Genomic DNA, 22,489 nt, shown 5'->3' with positions numbered 1-22,489 from the left:
GCTCACCCGCGCCAAGGGCGACACGGTCTCAAGGCAGGGCGTAAGCGATCACATAGTCGCCCCGGTCAGTCGACTGGCGTGCGCCGCCGGCGGTGATCACCACGTACTGCTTGCCGGTCTTGGGCGACACATAGGTCATCGGGCCACCCTGGCTACCCACCGGCAGGCGTGCTTTCCAGATCTCGTTACCGTTACTGCTGTCATAGGCGCGCAGGTAGAAGTCCTGGGTGCCGGCAATGAATACCAGCCCGCCTTGGGTCGACAGGGTGCCACCGAGTGTCGGCAGGCCGATCTTGATGGGCAGGTGCATGCGGATGCCCAGTGGGCCGGTGTCTTCCACGGTGCCAACCGGAACCTGCCAGGCCACCTGGCGGGTTTTCATGTCGATGGCGGTGAGGGTGCCGAACGGGGGAGCCTGGCACGGAATGCCGGCCACCGACAGGAAGCGGTTCTTGTTCACCGCATACGGCGTGCCTTTGAGCGGTACCGCGCCCATGCCGGTGTTCAACGACTCGCCACCGGAAGCTGCCTTGCCCTGGTTCTGCGACGGGATCATCTGGATCCACAGGCCCAGGCGCATGTCGTTGACGAAGATGAAACCATGCACCGGGTCGGTGGAAATACTGCCCCAGTTCATGCCGCCCAGCGAACCGGGGAAGCTCAGCGACAGGTCCGTGCCTGGCGCGGTGTACAGGCCGTCGTAGCGCATTTTCTTGAAGTCGATGCGGCACAGCAGCTGATCGTACGGGGTAGCCCCCCACATGTCCGACTCGGTCAGGGTCTGCGCACCGATCTGCGGCATGCCCACCGATTTAGGCTGGGTTGGCGAGTAAGGCTCGTTGGGGATGTTGCTCGGCTTGACCGGTACTTCGTCGACCTGGGTCAGCGGCTTGCCGGTGGCGCGGTCCAGCACGTAGATCTGCCCAGCCTTGGTGCCGATCACAACCGCAGGCACCGACTGGCCGTCGTCCTTGGTGAAGTCGATCAGGCTTGGCTGCATCGGCAGGTCGAAGTCCCACAGGTCGTTGTGGACAGTCTGGTAGACCCACTTCTGGTTGCCGGTAGTCGCGTCCAGGGCCAGGACCGAAGCGCCATAAGTGTGGTCCAGCTTGTTGCGCTCCACACCGTAGATGTCGGTGGAGGACGACCCCATGGGCAGGAACACGGTGTTCATCGCCGGGTCGTAGGACATCGGCGCCCAGCTGTTGGGGGTGCTGCGCACGTAGGTGTTGTCACCCTGTGGCGCCTGACGGTCTTGCGGGTTGCCCGGGTCGAACGCCCAGCGCATGGCCCCGGTATACACGTCGAAGCCACGGATCACACCGCCTGGCATGTCGGTCTGTACGTTGTCGGCAACACGCCCGCCAACCACCACCGTGGTGCCGGCCATCAGCGGCGCCGAGGACAGCTGGTAGTAGGAGTCCGGTACATCGCCCAGGCCAGCCTTGAGGTCGACTTGGCCATTGTTGCCAAAGCCCTGGCAGAACTCACCGTTGTCGGCATCCACGGCAATCAGGCGGCCGTCGATGGTATTGGTGAGCAGGCGGCGCTGGCAGTTGGCACCCGCAGGCACGCTGGCGACGCTGACCGGGGTGCTGTTGGGCTGGGTCGGCTGGGCCACGGCCGTGGTGGCGTCGAAGTAAGCCATGCCACGGCAGCGCTGCCAGACCTTGGACTGGGCGTTGATGGCGTTCTTCCACAGCTCCTTGCCGGTGTCGGCATCCAGCGCGATCAGGTTATTGTGTGGGGTGCAGATGAACACCTTGTTGCCAATCTGCAACGGGGTGAGCTGGTCTTCGGCACCGTTGCCGTCACTGATGGCCACGTCGCCGGTGTGGTAGGTCCACGCCACCTTCAGTTTGTCGACGTTGTCACGGCGGATCTGGTCCAGCGCTGCGAAGCGGCTGCCACCTTCGGTATTGCCATAGTGGGCCCAGTCTTTCTGTGCGGTGCCGGGCTCCACCGGGGTCAGGCCAGGGCCGTTGCCAGTGGGCGCAACGCTGGGGTGGGCGACGAACATGTTACCGGCGGCAATCGCCAGCACTACACCCATGGCCGCCGCCACGCCGTAGGCGCTGCGCCCTGCGCTGGCACCGCTGGCCCGTGCCAGCATCGGGTAGGCAAGGGCGACGACCGCGCCGATGGCGCCGAACATGAACAGGCGCGAGAACAGCGGCCAGAACACCAGGCCGGCGTCCGCCACGGCCCACAGCACGGTCCCCAGCAGGAACACGGCATACAGCCAGGCCCCGGCCCGCTTGCGCCGTGCGATGAGGATGCCGGCCAGGGCCATGGCCAGGCCGCCGATCAGGAAGTACCAGGAACCGCCCAGGCCGGCGAGCTTGAAGCCGCCGGCGGCCAGCAGAAGGCCAAGCAGGGCAATGATGATGCCCAGCCCGCCCAGGACGAAGGTTGAGGCGCCAGAAGTGCGCGGAGTGTGTGTCATGCCAGGGATCTCAGCAGGTGGAATGCGCTGAGTTTAAACGCTTAGCTTGCTAATTAACAAGTTGGTACAAAATATTCTGAGGCTGATTGTCGCAGGCCTGGAACTTATAAAATGCTGCCAAATATCGGCAAATGGCTCGCAAATACAAGTGAACTTGCGGCTAAAAACGTTATTGAATCCAGGTGTAGACTTTCGTAGAACCCGTTGATAGCTAGGCGCCAAGCGGCAGCAGTAAACCAATCACCACGAACAGCCCACCGCAACAGCGGTTGAACCCGGCGCCGCCCTGGTTCAGCCACGGCCGGATGCGAAACGCCAAGCGGGCCAACAGGTACTCTACCGCAAGCTCGACACTGGCAAAGGTGGCTGCCATCACCGCGAACTGCACGGACAGGCCGCGCTGCGGGTCGATGAACTGTGGCAAGAAGGCGCCGTAGAATAGGAGTACCTTGGGGTTGGCCAGGGCCGACAGCAGGCCTTGGCGAAACAGGCTGCCATTGCCTTGTACTGCCCCATGCCCGGCTGCTGCGAGGTGAAGCCCCGGGCTGCGCCACAGCTGAATGCCCAGCCACACCAGGTAGGCACCGCCCGCCCATTTCAGCCCGCTCAACGCTGACGGATATGCCTGCAACAGCGCACCGATGCCGAACATTGCCAGGGCAATCAGCGCAACGAACCCCACCACGCCGCCGAGAATGGTGAACAGGGTGCGACGTGCGCCATAGAGTGCGCCGTGGGTGAGGGCCAGCAGGCTGTTTGGCCCAGGGGTAACGGCCAGCCCAGCACTGGCCAGCAGGTAGATAAGCCAAGTTTCGATTGCCATGCTGCGAGCACCAGTTGCCGGAGAGAGCGTCAGTTTAGGAGGCCTTGTTGACGGGTGCAGGGTAGTATCTGGTCATTCCATGGTCATATCTGGACAGCCTGTATGCACCCCGACATTCGCTTGCTGATCGTACCGATGCCCGATTTTGCCCTGCTTCCTTTCGGTGCTCTGCTCGACAAGCTGCGTTTCAGCGCTGACGACGAGGATTACAGCCGCCAGCGTTATTGCGCCTGGACAGTAGCCGGGCTGACGGCAGAGCCGGTCGCCTCCAGCTGCGGTGCGGTGGTGCAGGTGGAGGCTGCAGTCGATCAGCTGGAAGTGTCTGGTTTTGACTACCTGGTGCTGCTGGGTGGTCGAGGCGCAATGGCAACGGCGGCCAAGGCGCCAGACTACGAAGGCCTGCTGAAAAAAGCCGCCAGGGCAGGGGTGAAGTTGGTGGGCGTGGACAACGCAGCTTTTTTGCTGGCAGCGTGCGGCCTTCTGCGAGGACACAGGGCGGTGATTCACTGGCGCCATCAAGCTGAATTTCGCGCTGCGTTCCCTCACCTGCAGATGCTCCCGGAGCAGCTGTTCTGCATTGATGGCGACCGCATCACCTGCCCGGGGGGTACCGCGGTTGTCGACCTGGTTGTGGCCTTGCTGGCAAAAGCGTGTGGGCGAGCCCGAGCGCTGAAAGGGCTGGCAGACATGCTGATGGACGAACCCCGAGACAGCCACCACGCACTGCGAACGCTGCAGCCTGGGCCCGGCGCAGGTCGGCTGGTGGCACGCGCGCAGGCGCTGATGCGCCATCACCTGGGCACGCCATTGCCTGTGGAGCATCTGGCGGCTGAACTGGGGATCAGCAGGCGGCAACTGGACCGGCAGTTCCAGGCCAGCCAGGGCATGAGTGCCAAGGCCTGGTGGCACGAGATGCGTCTGCAACAGGCGCGCTGGCGCCTGCTCAACTCAAGCCACAGCCTGGCGCAGATCGCCTATGAGGTGGGGTTGGGGGACGCCAGCCACCTGGGCAAATGCGTGCGCAAGCGTTTTGCTTGTACGGCGCAGCAGTTGCGCGCAGGAGGCGGGTAGGCCTGACGCCTGTCTGGCCGGCCTGGCTCGGCTACTGGGGGGTGCCGAACAGGCCGGTCCAATAAATGCCAGCATCGCTTTTCGGGTCGGTGGCATAGGCGGCGCCCAGGTCGCGGAAGTCCGGGTTCATCAGGGTTGCGCAATGCCCAGGGCTGTCGAGCCAGCCTTGAACCACCTTTTGCGCAGTGTCGCGGCCAGCGGTGATGTTCTCGCCAATCTGCTGGTACAGGTACCCGGCCAGTTCGGCGCGATCACCCGGTGTGCGGCCATCCTTGTCGATATGGTCGAAGAAGTTCTGGTTGGCCATGGCCCGCGTATGGTTGGCAGCCACCCCAGCCAGCACGGCGTTCCAGGTAAGTGGCGGCGCGGCGGCGAACGGCTGGCCACCGCACTGGCGCGGTTGCTGGCGTGCTGCATTGATTGCCTGCAGTACCTTCTGCCCTTCGGCCTGCCAGTCGCCAAGGCGGCCGCTTAGCAGGGGGCGCGCCAACACGATCCGCCAGTCTCGCCCTTCCTGGCTGACGCCGATGTCCACGAACTGCGGGTCGAGCACCACCTGGCAAAAGCTTTCTTCGATGGCATGCATGGCCGCACGGGCATCGCGCGGGCCGGACAGGCTGATGGCCTGCACGTTGACCATGGGGTAGGCGGCGCGCGTCATGGCTTGCTGCAGGTCGCGGGTGCCCTCAGGCGACAACGCCAGGCGTGTATCGCTGTTGAGCGGGGGAAGCTCCAGCGAAGCTTCCGCGCCACAGGACTGTGCCGTGCTGCGGTAGACATTGATCGAGTCGATCAGTTGCGCCTCTTCGCCGGTTACCGCCAGCGCTCCAGTCGAGATAAGCAGGCCCAGCGAAAAGGCAGCAACGGATGGCAGGACGCGCATGTGGATCTCCCTGTAACTGGCAGCGTCGTGGTTCGCGCTGCTCATCCTACACAAGCCCGGTGGTTTACGCCCGAGCCTGTGCAACCCAGTGAACGGGTTGGCATGCACCGATGTGCCGTGCGTTTTACCCTAAGCGGCAATGGACCGCAGCCAGAGGCAAAAGTGCGATTGGGTGATCTGAAGGCGGCCGAGCTTGCGCAACGATTCAGCGTGGTAGCACGTTCCCTTAAGCGTCGGCCCAGCGGTTTAGTCCAGCGTCAGCATCAACACCAAAGGCAGGGTCGCTGCAGCCGTTACTGTCTGCAGCGCAATGATGGTTGCCATCAGCGGTGCGTTGCCGCCCATCTGCCTGGCCATGACGTAGGAGGACGATGCGGTGGGTAGCGCCTGGAACAGCACCGCGACCACCGCCGCCTGGCCACTGAGGCCAAGCAGCCGGCACAACGCCCACGCCAAGGTCGGCATGACCAGGAACTTGAAGCCCGACGCGGCCATTACAGGCCGCACCTGCTGGCCCACGCGCGCGCCGCCCAGCGCCGCGCCCACGCACAACAGCCCGAGTGGCAGCGCGGCCTGGCCCAGCGCCTTGACCGTCGGCTCGATGCCGGCGGGCAGGCCCAGGCCGGTAACCCGCAGTAGCAGCCCGCCAGCGCAGCCGATGATCAGCGGGTTGGCGAAGATCGCGCGCAACACCGTAAGGGGCGAGCTGTGGCGCGCGCTGAAGCGTGCGAACACCAGCACACAAAGCAAGTTGACCAGGGGCACGATGGCCGCGTTGGCTACCGCCGCCAAGGCAATGCCGGCCGTGCCGTAAATGCCGGCGGCCAGGGTGGCCCCAATGTAGTTGTTGAAGCGCACCCCGCCCTGGAAGACTGACGTGAAGTCAGCGCCGTCGTGCTGGCTGATGCCCTGGTACAGCATCAGCAGCACTGCGCCGGCCACGGTCGAGAGCATCAACACCGCTACCATGCCCAACACTGGCACGCCATCAAGGTTGGCGGTGGCCAGCCCATGTAGAAACAGCGAGGGCAGCAGTACGTAGTAGCTCAGGCGTTCGGCACCCGGCCAGAAACCGTCGGCCAGGAACCCCCTGATGCGCAGAAAGGTGCCCAAGGCGATCAACAGGATGATCGGCAACAGCGTGGTCAGCAGCAAGTGCAGCATGTTCGGTGATCCGTGGCCGGGTACGGCGCATAGCGTACCGGTTGCGCGCAGGCTTTAGAAACGCCAAGAACGCTTTGGTCGCTGCGTCAGCGCCGCCCGCGGCCGTAAGCCTGGCTGATGCGGTCGATCACCATGGCCAGCGCCACAATGGCCAGCCCCGCTTCCATGCCCTGGCCAACGTTCAGCGTCTGGATGCCCGCCAGCACGTCCTCGCCCAGCCCCCGTGCACCGATCATCGAGGCCACCACCACCATCGACAGGGCCATCATCACCGACTGGTTGAGGCCGGCCATGATGCTCGGCAGTGCCAACGGCAATGCGATGCGCCGCAACCGCTGCCAGCGGCTGGCGCCCAGCCCGTGTGCGGCTTGCAACAGCGAAGGGTCGATCTGTGCCAGGCCTAGTTCGGTCAGGCGCACCAGCGGTGGCAGGGCGTAGATCAGGGTGGCGAACACCGCAGGCACTTTGCCCAGGCCGAACAGCATCAGCACCGGGATCAGGTAGACGAACGCCGGCAGTGTCTGCATCACGTCCAGCACCGGCATGATCAGCCGCCGGGCCAGTGGGCGTGCGGCCAGCAGAATACCGAGCGGTACACCGATCAGTACGCACAGCCCGGTGCTTACCAGCACCAGGGCAAGGGTTTGCAGCAGCTTGTCCCACAGCCCGAGCATGCCGATGAGCGCCAGCAACCCCACAAGCACCAGGCTTCGCACACCGCTGCGGGTGGCGTGCCATGCCACCAAGCCCACCAGTAACAGCAGCAGCCACCAGGGCACCAAACGCAGCAGGTTTTCCAACCCGACCAGCACCTGCAGCAGTTGGTCGGACACCGCGCGCAGGTGGTCGCCATAGTTCAGTACCAGCCAGTCCACCAGCCTGTTGATGCCGTCGGCAAATGAGAACTGCAACGCTTGTGGAAAGCCCTCACTCACAGGCTGGCCTCGACCTTGGCCGCGATGTCCGCGGGCAGCCACGCTTTCCACACTGCCGGGTTGTCGCGTATGAACGCCAGTGCAGCTTCTCGTGGGGGTGTGCGTTTCTCGCTCATGCTTGCCAGGGTGCGGTTAAGCAGGTCAATGGGCAAATCGACCTGCTCGAACACCTTCACCAGGTCGGGGTAGTTGTCACGGAACGCCTTGGACACCCCGATCGACAGTTTGGCCGGCAATGAACTGCTGCCCTTGGGCGCCGGGTTGGCGGCATCGGTGAGCGTTGCCCAGGCCTGGGCGTCGAAGGGCGGTTCCTGGAGCCGAATGAGCTTGTACCGGCCCATCAACGGGGTAGGGTTCCAGTAATAGAACAGCACCGGCTGGCCACGGCGGATCGCCGAGCCGATTTCGGCATCCATTGCTGCGCCCGAGCCGCTGCGGAAATTGCTGTACAGGTCGTTCAGGCCGTAGGCCTTGAGCTTCTGGCTGTTGACGGTTTCAGACGTCCAGCCGCTGGGGCTGTTGAGGAAGCGCCCCTTGCCTGGCGCCTCGGGGTCGCGGAACACCTGAGGGTACTGTTTCAGATCCTCGACACTGCGCAACTGTGGCGCCAGGGGTTTGATATTGCGAGCGGTGTCACCTTCGACCACATAGGCCGGTACCCACCAGCCTTCCTCGGCATGCTTCACGGTGTCGCCCAGTGCGAACACCTGCCCGGCCTGCTCAGCCTTGACCCAGGCCGGGCTACGGCCAGCCCATTCTTCGGCGATTACTTGCAGGTCATTGCGGGCCAGGGCCACTTCCATGCTGACGGTACTGCCGGGCAGGGTGTCGGTGGCATGGCCGTAACCGCGCTCGGCGATCACGCGCAGCAATTCGGTAGTGAACGCGCCGCTTTCCCAGCCAATGGCGCCGAAGTGGATCGGCGCTTGCGGTTGCGCTGCCGCTGCACTGTCTGCACTGGCCAGCCCCAGCGCCAGCAGCGCCCCCAATAGCAGCGTTGGGCCTTTCTTCATGAACACCTCGTCGTCTACGGCACCTTGGGAATGGGGCAAGTGTAGACGACGGGATGAACAGCCCTGGCAGGCTTAGACGCGGAACTGGTCCATCAGCGCCTGCTGCTGGTTGGCCAGGCTGTTGAGCGATTGGCTCACGCGCGCTGATTCGTTGGCCTGGCCAGACAGCGATTCGGTGACGTCGCGAATGGTTGCCACGTTGCTGTTGATTTCCTCGGCCACCGCGCTTTGCTCTTCAGCGGCCGAGGCAATCTGCAGGTTCATGTCGGTGATCACCGTGACCGCCTGGCCAATGCGCTGCAGCGCGGTGACCGCCTGGCCCACCTGCTGCACACCGCTTTGGGCCTGGCGATGGCTATTGTCCATGGCGCCTACCACCTCACGGGTGCCGTCCTGCAGCGCTTCGATCACCTGGCGGGTTTCCTCCACCGACTGCTGGGTGCGCTGGGCGAGGTTGCGCACTTCGTCGGCGACTACGGCAAAGCCACGCCCGGCCTCGCCGGCGCGCGCGGCTTCAATGGCGGCGTTGAGCGCCAGCAGGTTGGTCTGTTCGGCAATGGAGCGGATCACTTCCAGCACCGAGCCAATCTTCTCGCTGTTCTGCGCCAGGCCTTGCACCTCGGCCATGGCGCCGCTCATGTCCGATGCCAGGGCATCGATGCTGTGGGTGGTGCGCTCGATCACCGCCAGGCCTTCGCGGGTGGCCTGGTCGGCCTCGCGTGCAGCCTGGGCGGCCTGCGCAGCGCTGCGCGCCACATCCTGGGCGGTTGCGCTCATCTCGTGGGAGGCGGTGGCCACCTGATCGACCTGGCGATACTGCTGCTCCATCCCGGCGCTGGTTTCAGTGGCGATGGCCGACGACTGGTCGGCGGTGGAACGGGCAGCATGCACCGACTCCTTCACCTCGGCGATGGTCGGCTGCAACTTGTCCAGGAACCGGTTGAACCAGCCGGCCAGCTCCCCCAGTTCATCCTGCTTCTGGTAGGTCAGGCGGCGGGTCAGGTCACCCTCGCCGCTGGCGATGTCCTTGAGCATCGCGGCCACGCCCAGAATCGGCCGGGTCACCCCGCGAGCCATCAGCCACACCAGCAGCAACCCCAGAATCGCGGCGGCAAGGCCCAGGCCGAGTTCCAGCAGGGTGCCGCTGGTATTCAGCGCATCCAGTTCCTGCTGCAGGGCTTCGGCGGGGCCGGTCAGGGCGTTCTCCGGCACATCCAGCAGCACACCCCAGGGCTTGGCGTCGGGGATGGGGCGGAAGGCCGCCAGCACCTTGAGGCGCTGGCGGTCGTTGAGAATGACCATCTTGCCATCGGCCAGCTTGCGTACCAGTTCGGCGCCCTTGGCGGTATCCACCTGGTCGAAGCGCTGGGCCAGTTTGCTGGCGTCGGCGCTGTAGCCGGCCAGCAAGCCCACCGGGCTGAGGATGCCCACCGTGGTACGGCCTTCATAGAGGCTGGCACTGGCTTCCTGGCTCAGCGCCTGCAAGCTGTTCAGGTTGATGTCGGCCGAGAGCGTGGCGATGATCTTGCCGTCTACGGTAAGCGGGAACACGATGCTGGTCATCAACACCTGCTGGCCGTCGATGTCGTAGAAGTAGGGCTCCACCACGCAGACCTTGCCAGTGGTGCGCGGGCACACCCACCAGGTATTGGCGGGCTGGCCGCTGGGGCCGATGTCGGTGTCGGCCATGTCGTGCTCCGGGAGCGCCATGGACGTCAGTTGACCGGCGCGCGGCTGCGACCAGTAAAGGGCAAAGCGCCCGGTTTCGTTGCTGCCCAGCTCCGGCTTGCCGGCAAACAGGCTGTCCTTGTTGTCCAGCGCATTGGGCTCGAACACCAGTGACAGCCCGAGCAGTTCAGGGTTTGCCTGCAGCGCGGCGCGTACCTGGCGGGTCATGTCCTCACGCAGGTCGAACGCATCAAGGAAGCGCTTTTCCGCCTGCTCGCGCAGGAACAGCACCTGGCGGGCAAACCCGGCGCCGTATTGGTAGGCATCCATGAACTGGCGGCGGATGTTCAGTGCCTGTACTTCACCCTGGGATTCGATGCGCGATTGGGCCGACTCGGTCAGCATCTGCATGCTGCTGGCCTTCACCAGGTCGGAGCTGTGGTCCATGCGGTACAGCGACAGGCCGACGAGCAGGGTGACGATGCCTGCCAGGCACAGGCCGGCAAGCAGGGTGATCTTCCACTGGATGGAAAGTTGTCGCAAAGGCATGGGGCGTTTCCCTTTTCTAGGAGTAAGGGTTATGGCTTCGAAGGGGCGCTTCGCAGCCCCACAGGGCTATCGGCGTCAATAGTGCTTTCTTTATTCAAACGTTCAATTTAACCGAAGGGCCGCGGGTAAAACGCCGCAACATGGCGTTTTTGACATCTGCGGCTCACTGCTTCAGAGTGCGCGCTTTTTTTCCGTCGTTATGAGGTAAGCCAACATGAATGCAGTGATCGCCGCGGTCGGCATCATGCTGATACTCAGCCTATCCCGCGTGCACGTGGTCATCGCCCTGATCATCGGTGCCCTGGTGGGCGGGCTGGTCGGTGGCCTGGGCATCGACGGCACCCTCAAGGCCTTCAACGGTGGCCTGGGGGGAGGGGCCACGGTGGCGTTGTCGTATGCCTTGCTCGGCGCCTTTGCCGTGGCCATTGCCAAATCCGGGCTGGCCCACGCACTGGCCGACCGGGCACTGGCCATGATCGACCGGCAGGGGCATGCCAATGGCGGCAAGGTAAAGTGGCTGATGATCGGCCTGATGCTGGTGGTTGCCGTGTGTTCGCAGAACATCCTGCCCATTCATATTGCCTTCATCCCCCTGCTGGTGCCGCCGCTGCTGTATGTGCTTACCCGCCTGCGCATCGACCGTCGGCTGATTGCCTGCGTCATCACCTTTGGCCTTATTACCCCTTACATCTTCCTGCCCGTGGGGTTTGGCAACATCTTCCTCAACCAGATTCTGCTGGCCAACGTGGCCCGCGCGGGCGTGGACATCACGGGCCTCAACGTCACCCACGCGATGGCCATACCTGCGGCAGGCATGCTGGTAGGCCTGTTGACGGCAGTGTTCATCAGCTATCGAAAGAAGCGTGACTACGACCTGGCGCGCATCGAGCAGGTGGAGCAGGTGAGCGTGCAGTACAACCCCATGACGCTGCTGGTCGCCGGGGTGGCGATCGTCGCCGCCTTCATCGTGCAACTGGTGCTGGACTCGATGATCATCGGGGCCATGGCCGGCTTCCTGATTTTCTCGCTGTCGGGCATCGTCAAATGGCGGGATACCGATGACCTGTTCACTGAAGGCATGAAGATGATGGCCATGATTGGTTTCATCATGATTACGGCGTCGGGCTTTGCCGAGGTGATGAAGGCCACCGGGGAAGTGAAGAGCCTGGTGGAAGCGGCGGCGCAGTGGATCGATCACAGCAAGGGTATCGGTGCCCTGCTGATGCTGTTGGTTGGCCTGTTGGTCACCATGGGCATTGGCTCGTCGTTTTCCACCGTGCCGATCCTGGCAGCGATCTTCGTGCCGCTGTGTGTGCAGTTGGGGTTCGACCCACTGGCCACGGTGTGCATCGTGGGCACCGCCGGGGCCTTGGGGGATGCTGGCTCGCCGGCCTCCGACTCGACCCTGGGCCCAACCTCGGGGCTGAATGTGGACGGGCAGCACCATCATATCTGGGACACGGTGGTACCGACCTTCATCCACTACAACTTGCCGCTGCTGGCATTCGGCTGGCTCGCGGCAATGACGTTGTAGGGGAGGGCGTCAGCCCTTGCGCGGGGGTGGCGAAATGCGGTTGAGCACGGTGCTGCCATCCTTGCTGCGGGTCAGGTAAACCGGCAGCACTTTGGGCAGGTTATTGACCAGTTGCCCGACTTCGCGGGTGTTGTAGACGCCGCTGATGCGGATGTGCCCCGTACCGGCATCGGCAAGGCGCAAGGGTTTGTCCAGGTAGCGGTTGATCATGGGCAGCGCCTGCTCCAGGCTGATGCTGTCCAGTACCAGCTTGCCGCTGCGCCAGGCCAGGGTGTTGGCAAAGTCATCAGGCTGCTCCAGTTGCGGCTCGAAGTCGCCCTGGCGGTAATTGGCCTGCATGCCTGGGCCCAGGCGGTAGCCGCCGCTGCCGTCGCTGGATACCAGCACCGAACCTTCCACCAAGGTCACCTTCACGTGATCCTGATACTTCCATACATTGAATTGAGTGCCGGTGACGCGAGTCTGGCCGTTCCCCGCACGTACGATGAACGGGTGGCTGGTGTCGTGTTGCACGCTGAAGAACGCCTCACCACGCTTGAGGGTGACTTGACGCTGGTCCTTGAAGTTGAGGTAGGTCAGTTCGGTGTTGAGGTTGAGCTGCACCGTGCTGCCGTCGCTCAACTGCACGGTCTGCATGTGATCGCCAGCCTCGAGGTGCTGGTAATGGTTGGGCAGCCAGCCTTGTTCCCAGCCCATCCACCCGGCCAGCGGCAGCACCGCCAGCGCGATAGCCGCCGCGCAGGCCTGGGTTCGCCAGCGACGTACGCGGGCTGGCCGGCCTGACCGGTTGGGTGATGCCGCTACTTCTTGGCTGCGGGGCAGCAGGTCGGCGGTTTCCCAGATCTCCAGCATTGCCTGGTATTCCACAGCGTGCCGTGGGTCTGCCGCCAGCCAGTGTGCGAATGCCTCCCGCTCGGCGGCCTGGCAATCATCGGCATGCAGGCGCATACACCAGTGCGCCGCGGCATCGGTGATGGCGTCATCAGGGCGTTTATTGGGGAGGTCTTGGTTCATTGCAGCTCCGGGTTTTGCGCATTCTAACCTTGCGCTGGGCTAGACGAGAACCGGAGTAATGGCGAATCAAAATCATTTATTTCGATTTTTCGCCGAATCTGACGATATTTACCGCGTTTGAGAACCCTTCGCGTGGAAAAAGCCCATCGCAGGCAGGGGTATAAGAAGCTATCCGAGCGCACCCGCAAAGATGAACTTTACGTAGCTCGCTAATCAAGGCTTTGACATTAACTGCCTAGGCAGTAATATTTTCACATAATTGCCCGAGCGATCACCCATGGCTCATTTTTCACCAGAAAACTTCCAGACCTGTGCCATCGGCATGCTGCTGGGCCGATCGGCCATTCTCAAGGACCGCATCCTCGACTGGCACCTCGAGTCGGAAGGCGTCACGGCTGCACAGTTCAAGGTGCTGATCATCGTGACCCAGTATCAGGTCGATACCCCGGCTGAGTTGTGCCGCTACCTGGGGCTGGACAGCGGGTCGATGACCCGCATGCTCGACCGGCTGGAGCAGAAGGAGCTGCTGATGCGCACGCGCTGCCCGGACGATCGTCGCCAGGTGCGCATCGCCCTGACCGAAGACGGCCAGCGCCTGGCCGACCGCCTGCCGGAAATTGGCGCCGCGGCCATGAACGAGCTGTGCGGCGTGCTGGCGCCCAACGAGCTGAAAACGCTCGAAAGCCTGCTGGCCAAGATTCTGCTGAACGCTGGCGACCCATTGACGGTCCGTCGCTTTGGCGACCGTTGAAACCTGCCACCTCTTCTTCAAGGTACCGTCATGGAAACCTCCACAGACACCCAGAACCCTCCCGAAGCGCCCCAGTCGTCGCGCAAGCGCAAGGTCTGGCTATTGGGCCTGTTGCTGTTAGTCATAGTGGCTGGCCTGGGGACCTGGGCGTGGTACAGCCTGGTTGGCCGCTGGTACGAGAGCACCGATGACGCCTACGTCAACGGCAACGTGGTGGAGATCACACCACTGGTCACAGGCACTGTCACCAGCATCGGGGCCGATGACGGTGACCTGGTGCACGCCGGCCAGGTGTTGCTGCAGTTCGACCCGTCCGACAGCGAGGTCGCGTTGCAGTCTGCTCAGGCCAACCTGGCGCGCACCGTTCGCCAGGTGCGCGGCCTGTACAGCAACGTCGATTCGCTCAAGGCCCAACTGGACACCCGCCAGGCCGAACTGCGCAAGGCCCAACAGGATTTCAACCGGCGCAAGGTGCTGGCTGACAGCGGCGCCATCGCCGCTGAAGAGCTGTCCCATGCCCGCGACGACCTGAGCGTGGCCCAGGCCGCGGTCAGCAGTGCCCGCCAGCAGCTCAGCACCAGCACGGCGCTGGTGGACGACACCGAGGTGGCTTCGCACCCCGAGGTCATGGCCGCCGCCGCCGACCTGCGCAAGGCCTACCTGGACCATGCCCGTACCACACTGGTGGCGCCGGTCACCGGCTATGTGGCCAAGCGCACCGTGCAGTTGGGGCAGCGCCTGCAGCCGGGCACCGCCACCATGGCGGTGATACCGCTGGACCAGGTATGGATCGATGCCAACTTCAAGGAAACCCAGCTGCGCCAGATGCGCATTGGCCAGCCGGTGGAAATCAGCGCCGACCTGTATGGTGGCGCGGTCACCTACACAGGCACTGTGGACAGCCTGGGCGCTGGCACCGGCAGCGCCTTTGCGCTGCTGCCCGCACAAAACGCCACGGGCAACTGGATCAAGATCGTTCAGCGTGTGCCGGTGCGCATTCACATCAACCCCGAACAACTCAGGGATCACCCGCTGCGCATCGGCCTGTCCACGGTCGCCGAGGTCGATCTGCATGACCAGAGCGGCCCCGCCCTGGCCCAGCAACCGCCGCAGCAGGCCAGCTACACCACGCAAGTCTACGATCGCCAGTTGGGAGAGGCAGACAAGCTGATCGCCCAACTGATCCGTGACAACAGCGCACCTGGCAAGACGGCCCAGCGATGAGCAATAACGCCGCGGCCCAGTTCACCCCGCCCAGCCTGTTGCTGACCACGATCGGGCTGTCGCTGGCAACGTTCATGCAGGTGCTTGACACCACCATCGCCAACGTTGCCTTGCCGACCATTTCCGGCAACCTGGGGGTCAGTTACGAGCAGGGCACCTGGGTCATCACCTCGTTTGCGGTGAGCAATGCGATTGCCCTGCCACTCACCGGCTGGCTGAGCCGCCGGTTCGGCGAGGTGAAGCTGTTCCTGTGGGCGACGCTGCTGTTCGTGCTGGCGTCATTTCTGTGCGGCATTGCCCAGTCGATGCCTGAGCTGGTGGGCTTCCGGGTGCTGCAGGGGGTAGTGGCGGGGCCGTTGTATCCGATGACCCAGACGTTGCTGATTGCAGTGTACCCACCGGCCAAACGGGGGATGGCACTGGCCCTGCTGGCGATGGTCACGGTGGTGGCGCCCATCGCCGGGCCCATACTGGGGGGCTGGATCACCGACAGTTACAGCTGGCCGTGGATCTTTTTCATCAATATACCTATTGGCCTGTTCGCGGCGGCAGTGGTGCGCCAGCAAATGCGCACCCGGCCGGTGGTGACCAGCCGGCAACCGATGGACTATATCGGCCTGCTGACGTTGATCGTAGGTGTCGGGGCGTTGCAGGTGGTGCTGGACAAAGGCAATGACCTGGACTGGTTCGAGTCATCGTTCATCATCATCGGCAGCCTGATTTCGGTGGTGTTCCTGGCGATTTTCGTCATCTGGGAGCTCACCGACCGGCATCCGGTGGTCAACCTGCGCCTGTTTGTGCACCGCAACTTCCGGGTGGGCACTATCGTGCTGGTGGGGGGGTATGCGGGGTTCTTCGGTATCAACCTGATCTTGCCGCAATGGTTGCAGACGCAGATGGGCTACACCGCGACCTGGGCGGGCCTGGCGGTGGCGCCTATTGGCCTGTTGCCGGTGATCATGTCGCCGTTCGTGGGCAAGTATGCGCACCGTTTTGATTTGCGGGTACTGGCGGGGCTGGCGTTTCTGGCCATCGGTGCCAGCTGTTACATGCGGGCGGGGTTCACCAGCGAGGTGGACTTCCAGCACGTGGCGCTGGTGCAGCTGTTCATGGGGATTGGGGTGGCGTTGTTCTTCATGCCGACGTTGAGCATTTTGTTGTCTGACCTGCCGCCGCACCAGATCGCCGATGGGTCGGGCCTGGCGACGTTCCTGCGCACGCTGGGGGGGAGCTTCGCGGCGTCGTTGACCACCTGGATATGGATCCGTCGGGCGGACCAGCACCATGCTTATCTGAGTGAGCACATCAGCCAGTTCGACCCGGCCACGCGGCATGCGCTCGAGCGGTTGGGAGGGGCGGATTTGCACAGCTATGCCCAGTTGGAGCAAATTCTCAATGGCCAGGCTTACATGATGTCGACGGTGGATTACTTTACGTTGATGACGTGGGTGTTTGCGGGCCTGATCTTGTTGGTATGGTTCGCCAAGCCGCCGTTTACGGCGAAAGCGGGGCCGGGGGCTGGTGGGCATTGACGGGCCTGAGGCCTCCCAGGAGCCCGCCGCCCCAACCCACATCGAATATGCTTGAAGCTTGAAGCTTTCCCCCCCCCCTCAACCCTACGGTGATCTCATGGACAACGTCATCGTCATCACCGGCGCCAGCCGCGGCATAGGCGCTGCCACCGCGCTGCTTGCCGCTCGGCACGGCTACCGCATCTGCATCAACTACCATGCCGACGATCAGGCCGCCGAAACCATCCTTGGCCAGGTCCTTGCCCTGGGCGCCAAGGCCATTGCCGTGCGCGCCGATGCCAGCGTCGAAGACGAAATCATCCAGCTGTTCAGGCGTGTCGACCATGAACTCGGCCCGGTCACCGCATTGGTCAACAATGCTGGCACCATTGCCCAGCAGAGCCGCGTGGAGGACATGTCGGAATTCCGCCTGCTCAAAATAATGAAAACCAACGTGGTCGGCCCCATGCTGTGTGCCAAGCACGCGGTCCTGCGCATGGCGCACCGCCATGGCGGGCACGGGGGCGCGATCGTCAATGTGTCGTCCATGGCAGCGCGCCTGGGCTCCCCAAACGAATACGTGGATTACGCCACCTCCAAGGGTGCGCTGGACACCTTCACCATTGGCCTGGCCAAGGAACTCGCGGGGGAGGGGGTGAGGGTGAACGGGGTTAGGCCGGGTTATATACACACCGGCTTTCACGCGCTGTCTGGCGACCCCCAGCGGGTCAGCAAACTTGAGCACAGCCTGCCCATGGGCCGCGGTGGGCAGCCTGAGGAGGTTGCAGAGGCAATCCTCTGGCTGCTGTCAGACAAGGCCTCCTACTCGACAGGCACTTTCGTGGACCTCAGTGGCGGCCGCTGATTGGCCTCCGGTCTGCCAGTAGCAGCCTGACCTGTTCGCTAAGCGCCGTCAGGGCGAAAGGTTTGCACAATATGGCGGCGCGCTGCGAAGGCGGAAGGTTGACCTGCTCGCTGGTGTAGCCCGTGATGTACAGCACGGCTGCATCACCGGGCATCGCCATCGCCAGCTGCTTACCGTCTACGCCGCCGGGCAAGCCGATGTCGGTAATCAGCAAGGCTGGCTGCAGCCCACCCTGCAGGGCGGCCAGCGCATCCCGCCCGCTGGAGTAGGTATAGACCGTATGCCCCTGGTGATCGAGCAATTCCTCGATCACCAGGCGCAACGTGTGCTCGTCCTCCACCAACATGATCAGGTGGGTAGGGGCAGGGCAAAGGGGTTGCGCAGGTACAGGCGCAACCGCCATTGCCAGGGTCGCCTCGTTGTCCTTGGGCAGGTAGATGTCGATGCAGGTACCGGACCCCACCACACTCTTGATGTTCATCTGGCCGCCGGACTGGCGGATGAAGCCATACACCATCGACAGCCCAAGCCCAGAACCCTGGCCCAGCGGCTTGGTGGTGAAAAACGGCTCCATAGCGCGTTCGAGCACTTCATTGGGCATCCCGATACCACTGTCGCTGACCCGTATCTGCACGTAATCGCCGGCGGGTAGGTGCAGGCGTTGGGCTTGCAGTGCATCGACCGCCGTATTGGTGCTGCGGATGGATAACCGGCCACCCAGCGGCATGGCATCGCGGGCGTTGATGCACAGGTTGAGCAATGCGTTTTCCAACTGCGGCGGGTCGATGGAAATCAACCACTGGCCTGGGCAGGTGCTGTCCTCGAAATCGATGTTGGCGTGCAGCGAGCTTTTGATCAGGTCGTGCATGCCAACGACCAGTTGGTGCACGTCCACAGGTTGCGGCATCAGGGTTTGCTGGCGTGCAAAGGTCAACAGCCGTTGCACAAGGGCCGCAGCGCGCTGGGTGTCCTGCCTGGCCAGGCCGATGAGCCGCGAGGCGTCGGGGTAACGGCCTTCATCCTGACGCTGTGCGGCAATTTCCAGCGCGCCGGTAATACTGCCCAGCAAGTTGTTGAAATCATGGGAAATACCCCCGGTCAACTGGCCGACTGCCTCAAGCTTCTGTGAATGGCGCAGGGTTTCTTCGACCTGGCGCAGGCGCGCCTGCTCGGCAACGCGCTCGGTGATGTCATAGGCAAACAAAAAACCGCCCTGGATGGCGTTGTCGGCGTCACGCAGCGGGTTGTAGCGCACCTCGTAATAGCGCTGGGCGTCGGGCTGCCCTATGGCGACCGTGTCGACGAACGACTCGCCGGCGAGAATCCTCGGCCACAACAGTTTCAACCGGCTGATGATGTCAGGCTGATGGGCAAGAAAGCGCGGGATATGTTCACCGACCTTGGGCACCACGCCGCGCCAGCGCATGAAGGTCTCCTGCGCCGTGCGGTTGATGGCCAACAGGCGGAAGGTCCGGTCCGCAGCAAACACGTTGGCGACACTATGGTCCACCAGCTCACCCAGCAATTTACTGTTGGCCTGCGCCCTGCCGACTTTCTGTGCCAGCTCCTTGTTAAGCGCCTGTAATTGATCAACCGCCATCTGCTCGCCGGGTGTGCCGGTGAAAATTACCAGCACGCGCTTGCTGCAGGCAGGCTCGAGGCGGTGCACAGACAGGTTGAGCCATCGGTCCGACACGGCAAGCCGCTCCACGAAGCGCACAGACTGGCCGGACCGGGCCACTTCTGCAAAATGGGGTAGCCAACTGTCTACCTCGTCGGGGATGGTTTCGCGGGCGGTCAAACCCAAGTGCTTGGGGTGTTGGGTGTGGCGCACGCACGCTTCATTGGCCAGCACGTGCCGGTAGTCGTAGTACTGGCCGGATTCATCCTCCAGCAGCTCGAGCACACAGAGGCCCTCGTCCATGTTGCCGGCAAGGGCGTCGAAGCTGGCGGCCTTGAGCCTGAGTTGCTCATTTTCGGCCTCCAGTGTCTGCAACCTTGCTTGCAGCTGCTCCATACAGCCCATGGTGTTATCTGCTGGCATGCTAAGTGTCCGGCCGGTTGAGTCAGACAACTATAGCTGGCCGCCACCCCACCATGGGCTGCCTGTATCAAAACGAGGCGATGATACGGCCCAGGGTGGCCATGGCCTGCTCGGCATCGTCACCCCAGGGGCTGCCGTAGTTCAGGCGGATGCAGTTGCCGAAGCGCCGTGTGGGCGAGAATATCGGCCCTGGCGCAATACTGATGCCTTGGGCCAGGGCCATGTGGAACAGCTTCAGTGCGTCTATCTGCTCAGGCAGTTCCAGCCACAGGAAATACCCGCCTGCCGGCTGGCTGACCCGCGTCTGGGCCGGGAAGTAGCGCCCGATGGCTGCCAGCATGCTGGCTTGCTGGCCCTCCAGTGCGTAGCGCAGCTTGCGCAGGTGGCGGTCGTAGCCGCCATGCTGCAGGTAATCGGCAATCGCCGCCTGGGCAGGCATCGAGGCGCACAGCGAGGTCATCAGTTTCAGCCGCTCGATCTTCTGCGCGAAGCGGCCGGCTGCCACCCAGCCGATGCGGTAGCCCGGGGCCAGGCTTTTGGCGAACGACCCGCAGTGCATGACTAGGCCCTGGGTGTCGAAGGCCTTGGCCGGCTTCGGTGCCTGCTGTGCGTAGTAGAGTTCTGCGTAGACATCGTCCTCGATCAGCGGCACCTGGTGGCGGGTAATCAATTCCACCAACGCCTGCTTCTTGGCCTCCGGCATGCTGGCACCCACCGGGTTCTGGAAGGTGGTCATGCACCACACCGCCTTGACCGGGTGTTTTTCCAAGGTCTGGGCCAGGGTCCCGAGGTCCATGCCCTCACGCGGGTGCACCGGGATTTCCACCGCTTTGAGCTTTAGCCGCTCCAGCACCTGCAGGCAGGCGTAGAAGGCGGGGGCTTCGATGGCGACCAGGTCACCCGGCTGGGTGACTGCCTGCAGGCACAAATTCAGGGCTTCCAGGGCGCCGTTGGTGATCAGCAGCTCTTCCATGGGCAGCATCAGGCCGCCGACCATGTAGCGCAGGGCGATCTGCCGGCGCAATTGGGGGTTGCCCGGTGACAGGTCGGTCACCACCATGCGCGGGTCCATGCTGCGGCTGGCGCTGGCCAGTGAGCGTGACAGGCGTTGCAGCGGGAACAGTTCGGGGCTTGGGAACGCCGACCCGAACGGCACGGTGTGCGGGTTCTTGATCGAATCGAGGATCGAGAACACCAGCCCACTGACGTCCACGTCGGTGGACTCGCTGGCCGGTTGCAATGCCTGCGGCTCGCTGAACTGCCGCGGGGCGTGGGCGTTGACGAAGTAACCCGAGCGCGGCCGGGCACGAATCAGCCCGCGGCGCTCCAGCAGGTAATACGCCTGGAACACCGTGGAAGGGCTTACCCCGTGGGTCTGGCTGGCATAGCGTACCGAAGGGACGCGCTGGCCGGGGCCCAACACCCCGGAGCGGATCAGTTCGGCAATGTCGTCGGCGAAGCGTTCGTAACGTTTCATTCTGGCCTTCTGTCGAAGCCTGGCAGGCAAGGTGATATCAGTTTAAGGGATCAACGGTTCATAGGGGCGACGAAGCGGCTGTGGGCCACGCTGTTGATGGCGGGGTCGTCCTGGTCGCTGATTTCGAAGGCCAGCGGCTGCGAGCTGCTGACGGGGCGGTCGGCGAGCATTGCCACCGACACCGGCAGCTCGCTCATGTCCCCCGCAGCGACCGTGAACAGTGTCTTGCCCTGCAGGCTGAAACCATCGGCGTCCAGCAACCGCAAGCGGTAGTGCCCGGTGCGTTCGGTCTTGTTGATGATCTTCAACAGGTAGATGTTCTCGATCTGGCCCAGGGCGTTTTCGCGGAACAGGCCACGGTCCTTGATCACATCCAGCGACACCATCGGCCGCAGATACAAGGCCATCCCCAGCGCACCGAACATGACCAGCAGTGCCAGCGCATAACCGGCCAGGCGTGGGCGCAGCCAATGGGTGGTGCCGCCTTGCAGGCTGTGTTCGGACTTGTAGCCGATCAGCCCGCGCTCATAGCCCATCTTGTCCATGACGCCGTCGCAGGCATCAATGCACGCGGCGCAGCCGATGCAGGCCATTTGCAGGCCGTCACGGATATCGATGCCGGTGGGGCACACCTGCACGCACAGGGTGCAATCGATGCAATCACCCAGGCCCTGGGCGTGGGCGTTGCTGCCTTTCTTGCGCGGGCCACGGCGTTCCCCACGGCGCGGGTCGTAGGCCACCGCCAGCGTGTCCTTGTCGAACATCACGCTCTGGAACCGCGCGTACGGGCACATGTGCAGGCACACCGCCTCGCGCAGCAGGCCGGCATTGATGTAGGTGGCCGCGGTGAAGAACAGCACCCAGAACAGCGCCACGCCGCCCAGTTGCAGGGTCAGCAGCTCTGCCGCCAGTGGGCGTATCGGGGTGAAGTAGCCAACGAACGTCAGGCCGGTGACCAGGCCGATCGCAAGCCACAGGCTGTGTTTGGCCAACCGGCGTACCAGCTTGTTGGCGCTCCACGGCGCTGCAGCCAGTTTGATGCGCTGGTTACGGTCACCCTCGGTGACCTTTTCGCACCACATGAACAGCCAGGTCCACGTGCTTTGCGGGCAACTGTAGCCGCACCACACGCGCCCTGCGTAAACCGTAATGGCAAACAGCCCGAACGCGCAGATGATCAACAACGCGGACAGCAGGATGAAGTCCTGTGGCCAGAACGTGGCACCAAAGATATGGAACTTGCTGTTGCCCAGGTCCCACAGCACAGCCTGGCGCCCGTTCCACTGGAGCCAGGCTGTACCGAAGAACAGCAGAAACAGCGCCCCGGCAAAGCCGATGCGCAGGTTTCGGAAAACCCCGCTGAAGCTGCGGGTATGGATACCGGCCTCAACGGGCCTTGGTTGTACCTTGGCTGGAACTACCGCGATCTCTGCATAAGGGATTCTATCGTTCATGGCTCCGTGCTCATCAGGCCTCGATCAGGCATGAGCACTATGGCGCTGAGGCTGTTATCGGCA

The 22,489-nt window shown here is 63.5% G+C and carries 17 protein-coding genes and 1 pseudogene; 6 read left to right on the top strand and 12 right to left on the bottom strand.

The genetic code is table 11. From position 1 onward, the window contains the following. Positions 1–28 precede the first annotated feature (28 nt). Together PPA02S_RS06795 and PPA02S_RS06790 are read right to left on the bottom strand one after the other, a co-directional pair. Positions 29–2,446: a glucose/quinate/shikimate family membrane-bound PQQ-dependent dehydrogenase gene (locus tag PPA02S_RS06795; RefSeq protein WP_028633837.1), complete on the bottom strand. Its 2,418-nt coding sequence runs from the start codon at positions 2,444–2,446 to the stop codon at positions 29–31. Between the two features lie 211 nt (positions 2,447–2,657). Beyond that, positions 2,658–3,269, bottom strand: a complete 612-nt coding sequence (locus tag PPA02S_RS06790) for a LysE family translocator (RefSeq protein ID WP_028633838.1) — start codon at positions 3,267–3,269, stop codon at positions 2,658–2,660. Between the two features lie 102 nt (positions 3,270–3,371). Here PPA02S_RS06790 and PPA02S_RS06785 point away from each other — a divergent pair, with 102 nt between their 5' ends. After that, positions 3,372–4,340 (top strand): GlxA family transcriptional regulator, encoded by a 969-nt coding sequence (locus tag PPA02S_RS06785; RefSeq protein WP_028633839.1) that lies wholly within the window; start codon positions 3,372–3,374, stop codon positions 4,338–4,340. A gap of 31 nt (positions 4,341–4,371) precedes the next feature. Here the strand turns inward: PPA02S_RS06785 and PPA02S_RS06780 are convergent, their stop codons facing one another. From PPA02S_RS06780 to PPA02S_RS23600, 6 genes and pseudogenes are all read right to left on the bottom strand, one after another. Then, complete coding sequence (locus PPA02S_RS06780; protein WP_028633840.1) at positions 4,372–5,223, bottom strand: CAP domain-containing protein; 852 nt, start codon at positions 5,221–5,223, stop codon at positions 4,372–4,374. Between the two features lie 246 nt (positions 5,224–5,469). Continuing rightward, positions 5,470–6,387 carry an AEC family transporter gene (locus PPA02S_RS06775; RefSeq protein WP_028633841.1) on the bottom strand — a complete coding sequence of 306 codons (918 nt, stop codon included), beginning with the start codon at positions 6,385–6,387 and terminating at the stop codon, positions 5,470–5,472. Between the two features lie 86 nt (positions 6,388–6,473). Continuing rightward, the gene (locus PPA02S_RS06770; RefSeq protein ID WP_028633842.1) at positions 6,474–7,322 is read right to left on the bottom strand and encodes an ABC transporter permease; all 849 of its coding nucleotides are present in this window, start codon (positions 7,320–7,322) and stop codon (positions 6,474–6,476) included. Then, positions 7,319–8,335 carry an ABC transporter substrate-binding protein gene (locus PPA02S_RS06765; protein WP_028633843.1) on the bottom strand — a complete coding sequence of 339 codons (1,017 nt, stop codon included), beginning with the start codon at positions 8,333–8,335 and terminating at the stop codon, positions 7,319–7,321. Before PPA02S_RS06765 ends, PPA02S_RS06770 begins: the two co-directional genes overlap by 4 nt. A gap of 72 nt (positions 8,336–8,407) precedes the next feature. Next, a complete protein-coding gene (locus PPA02S_RS23605) occupies positions 8,408–9,163 on the bottom strand; it encodes a methyl-accepting chemotaxis protein (protein WP_371262495.1) in 756 nt (251 codons plus the stop codon). A 102-nt stretch (positions 9,164–9,265) separates the two neighbouring features. Next, positions 9,266–10,231, bottom strand: a pseudogene (locus PPA02S_RS23600) (methyl-accepting chemotaxis protein); the annotation flags it as partial. A gap of 535 nt (positions 10,232–10,766) precedes the next feature. On the opposite strand from PPA02S_RS23600, the gene PPA02S_RS06755 reads away from it, so the two are divergent. After that, positions 10,767–12,086, top strand: a complete 1,320-nt coding sequence (locus PPA02S_RS06755; protein WP_028633845.1) for a Na+/H+ antiporter family protein — start codon at positions 10,767–10,769, stop codon at positions 12,084–12,086. A 9-nt stretch (positions 12,087–12,095) separates the two neighbouring features. On the opposite strand, the gene PPA02S_RS06750 is transcribed toward PPA02S_RS06755, so the two are convergent. Continuing rightward, entirely contained in the window at positions 12,096–13,100 is a 1,005-nt protein-coding gene (locus tag PPA02S_RS06750; RefSeq protein ID WP_028633846.1) for a FecR family protein, read from the bottom strand. A 277-nt stretch (positions 13,101–13,377) separates the two neighbouring features. Between PPA02S_RS06750 and PPA02S_RS06745 the strand changes: the two genes are divergently transcribed. The 4 genes from PPA02S_RS06745 to PPA02S_RS06730 all read left to right on the top strand — a co-directional run bounded on the left by PPA02S_RS06745 (position 13,378) and on the right by PPA02S_RS06730 (position 17,451). After that, the gene (locus tag PPA02S_RS06745; protein ID WP_028633847.1) at positions 13,378–13,851 is read left to right on the top strand and encodes a MarR family winged helix-turn-helix transcriptional regulator; all 474 of its coding nucleotides are present in this window, start codon (positions 13,378–13,380) and stop codon (positions 13,849–13,851) included. A 30-nt stretch (positions 13,852–13,881) separates the two neighbouring features. Further along, entirely contained in the window at positions 13,882–15,075 is a 1,194-nt protein-coding gene (locus PPA02S_RS06740) for an HlyD family secretion protein (RefSeq protein ID WP_028633848.1), read from the top strand. Beyond that, the gene (locus tag PPA02S_RS06735) at positions 15,072–16,607 is read left to right on the top strand and encodes a DHA2 family efflux MFS transporter permease subunit (RefSeq protein ID WP_028633849.1); all 1,536 of its coding nucleotides are present in this window, start codon (positions 15,072–15,074) and stop codon (positions 16,605–16,607) included. Before PPA02S_RS06740 ends, PPA02S_RS06735 begins: the two co-directional genes overlap by 4 nt. 97 nt (positions 16,608–16,704) lie before the next feature. After that, entirely contained in the window at positions 16,705–17,451 is a 747-nt protein-coding gene (locus PPA02S_RS06730; RefSeq protein ID WP_028633850.1) for an SDR family oxidoreductase, read from the top strand. On the opposite strand, the gene PPA02S_RS06725 is transcribed toward PPA02S_RS06730, so the two are convergent. The 3 genes from PPA02S_RS06725 to ccoG form a co-directional block, all read right to left on the bottom strand. Further along, positions 17,435–19,051: a PAS domain-containing hybrid sensor histidine kinase/response regulator family protein gene (locus PPA02S_RS06725; protein WP_028633851.1), complete on the bottom strand. Its 1,617-nt coding sequence runs from the start codon at positions 19,049–19,051 to the stop codon at positions 17,435–17,437. The two genes, PPA02S_RS06730 and PPA02S_RS06725, sit on opposite strands and share 17 nt — an antisense overlap. Positions 19,052–19,562: 511 nt before the next feature. Continuing rightward, positions 19,563–20,972: a GntR family transcriptional regulator MpaR gene (gene mapR / locus PPA02S_RS06720; protein ID WP_028633852.1), complete on the bottom strand. Its 1,410-nt coding sequence runs from the start codon at positions 20,970–20,972 to the stop codon at positions 19,563–19,565. A 50-nt stretch (positions 20,973–21,022) separates the two neighbouring features. Further along, positions 21,023–22,426, bottom strand: a complete 1,404-nt coding sequence (gene ccoG / locus PPA02S_RS06715; RefSeq protein WP_028633853.1) for a cytochrome c oxidase accessory protein CcoG — start codon at positions 22,424–22,426, stop codon at positions 21,023–21,025. Positions 22,427–22,489: the final 63 nt, after the last annotated feature.

Origin of the sequence: Pseudomonas parafulva NBRC 16636 = DSM 17004, assembly GCF_000730645.1 — a bacterium.
Classification (GTDB): Bacteria; Pseudomonadota; Gammaproteobacteria; order Pseudomonadales; family Pseudomonadaceae; genus Aquipseudomonas; species Aquipseudomonas parafulva.
The sequence above is the reverse complement of the archived record's forward strand: the minus strand, read 5'-3'. Positions and strand labels throughout refer to the sequence as shown.

Excerpts from the sequence above, each read along its gene's own strand:
- PPA02S_RS06795 (WP_028633837.1), bottom strand. The coding sequence starts at position 2,446 with ATGACACACACTCCGCGCACTTCTGGCGCCTCAACCTTCGTCCTGGGC.
- PPA02S_RS06790 (WP_028633838.1), bottom strand. The coding sequence starts at position 3,269 with ATGGCAATCGAAACTTGGCTTATCTACCTGCTGGCCAGTGCTGGGCTG.
- PPA02S_RS06785 (WP_028633839.1), top strand. The coding sequence starts at position 3,372 with ATGCACCCCGACATTCGCTTGCTGATCGTACCGATGCCCGATTTTGCC.
- PPA02S_RS06780 (WP_028633840.1), bottom strand. The coding sequence starts at position 5,223 with ATGCGCGTCCTGCCATCCGTTGCTGCCTTTTCGCTGGGCCTGCTTATC.
- PPA02S_RS06775 (WP_028633841.1), bottom strand. The coding sequence starts at position 6,387 with ATGCTGCACTTGCTGCTGACCACGCTGTTGCCGATCATCCTGTTGATC.
- PPA02S_RS06765 (WP_028633843.1), bottom strand. The coding sequence starts at position 8,335 with ATGAAGAAAGGCCCAACGCTGCTATTGGGGGCGCTGCTGGCGCTGGGG.
- PPA02S_RS23605 (WP_371262495.1), bottom strand. The coding sequence starts at position 9,163 with ATGGAGCAGCAGTATCGCCAGGTCGATCAGGTGGCCACCGCCTCCCAC.
- PPA02S_RS06755 (WP_028633845.1), top strand. The coding sequence starts at position 10,767 with ATGAATGCAGTGATCGCCGCGGTCGGCATCATGCTGATACTCAGCCTA.
- PPA02S_RS06750 (WP_028633846.1), bottom strand. The coding sequence starts at position 13,100 with ATGAACCAAGACCTCCCCAATAAACGCCCTGATGACGCCATCACCGAT.
- PPA02S_RS06745 (WP_028633847.1), top strand. The coding sequence starts at position 13,378 with ATGGCTCATTTTTCACCAGAAAACTTCCAGACCTGTGCCATCGGCATG.
- PPA02S_RS06740 (WP_028633848.1), top strand. The coding sequence starts at position 13,882 with ATGGAAACCTCCACAGACACCCAGAACCCTCCCGAAGCGCCCCAGTCG.
- PPA02S_RS06735 (WP_028633849.1), top strand. The coding sequence starts at position 15,072 with ATGAGCAATAACGCCGCGGCCCAGTTCACCCCGCCCAGCCTGTTGCTG.
- PPA02S_RS06730 (WP_028633850.1), top strand. The coding sequence starts at position 16,705 with ATGGACAACGTCATCGTCATCACCGGCGCCAGCCGCGGCATAGGCGCT.
- PPA02S_RS06725 (WP_028633851.1), bottom strand. The coding sequence starts at position 19,051 with ATGGCGGTTGATCAATTACAGGCGCTTAACAAGGAGCTGGCACAGAAA.
- mapR (WP_028633852.1), bottom strand. The coding sequence starts at position 20,972 with ATGAAACGTTACGAACGCTTCGCCGACGACATTGCCGAACTGATCCGC.
- ccoG (WP_028633853.1), bottom strand. The coding sequence starts at position 22,426 with ATGAACGATAGAATCCCTTATGCAGAGATCGCGGTAGTTCCAGCCAAG.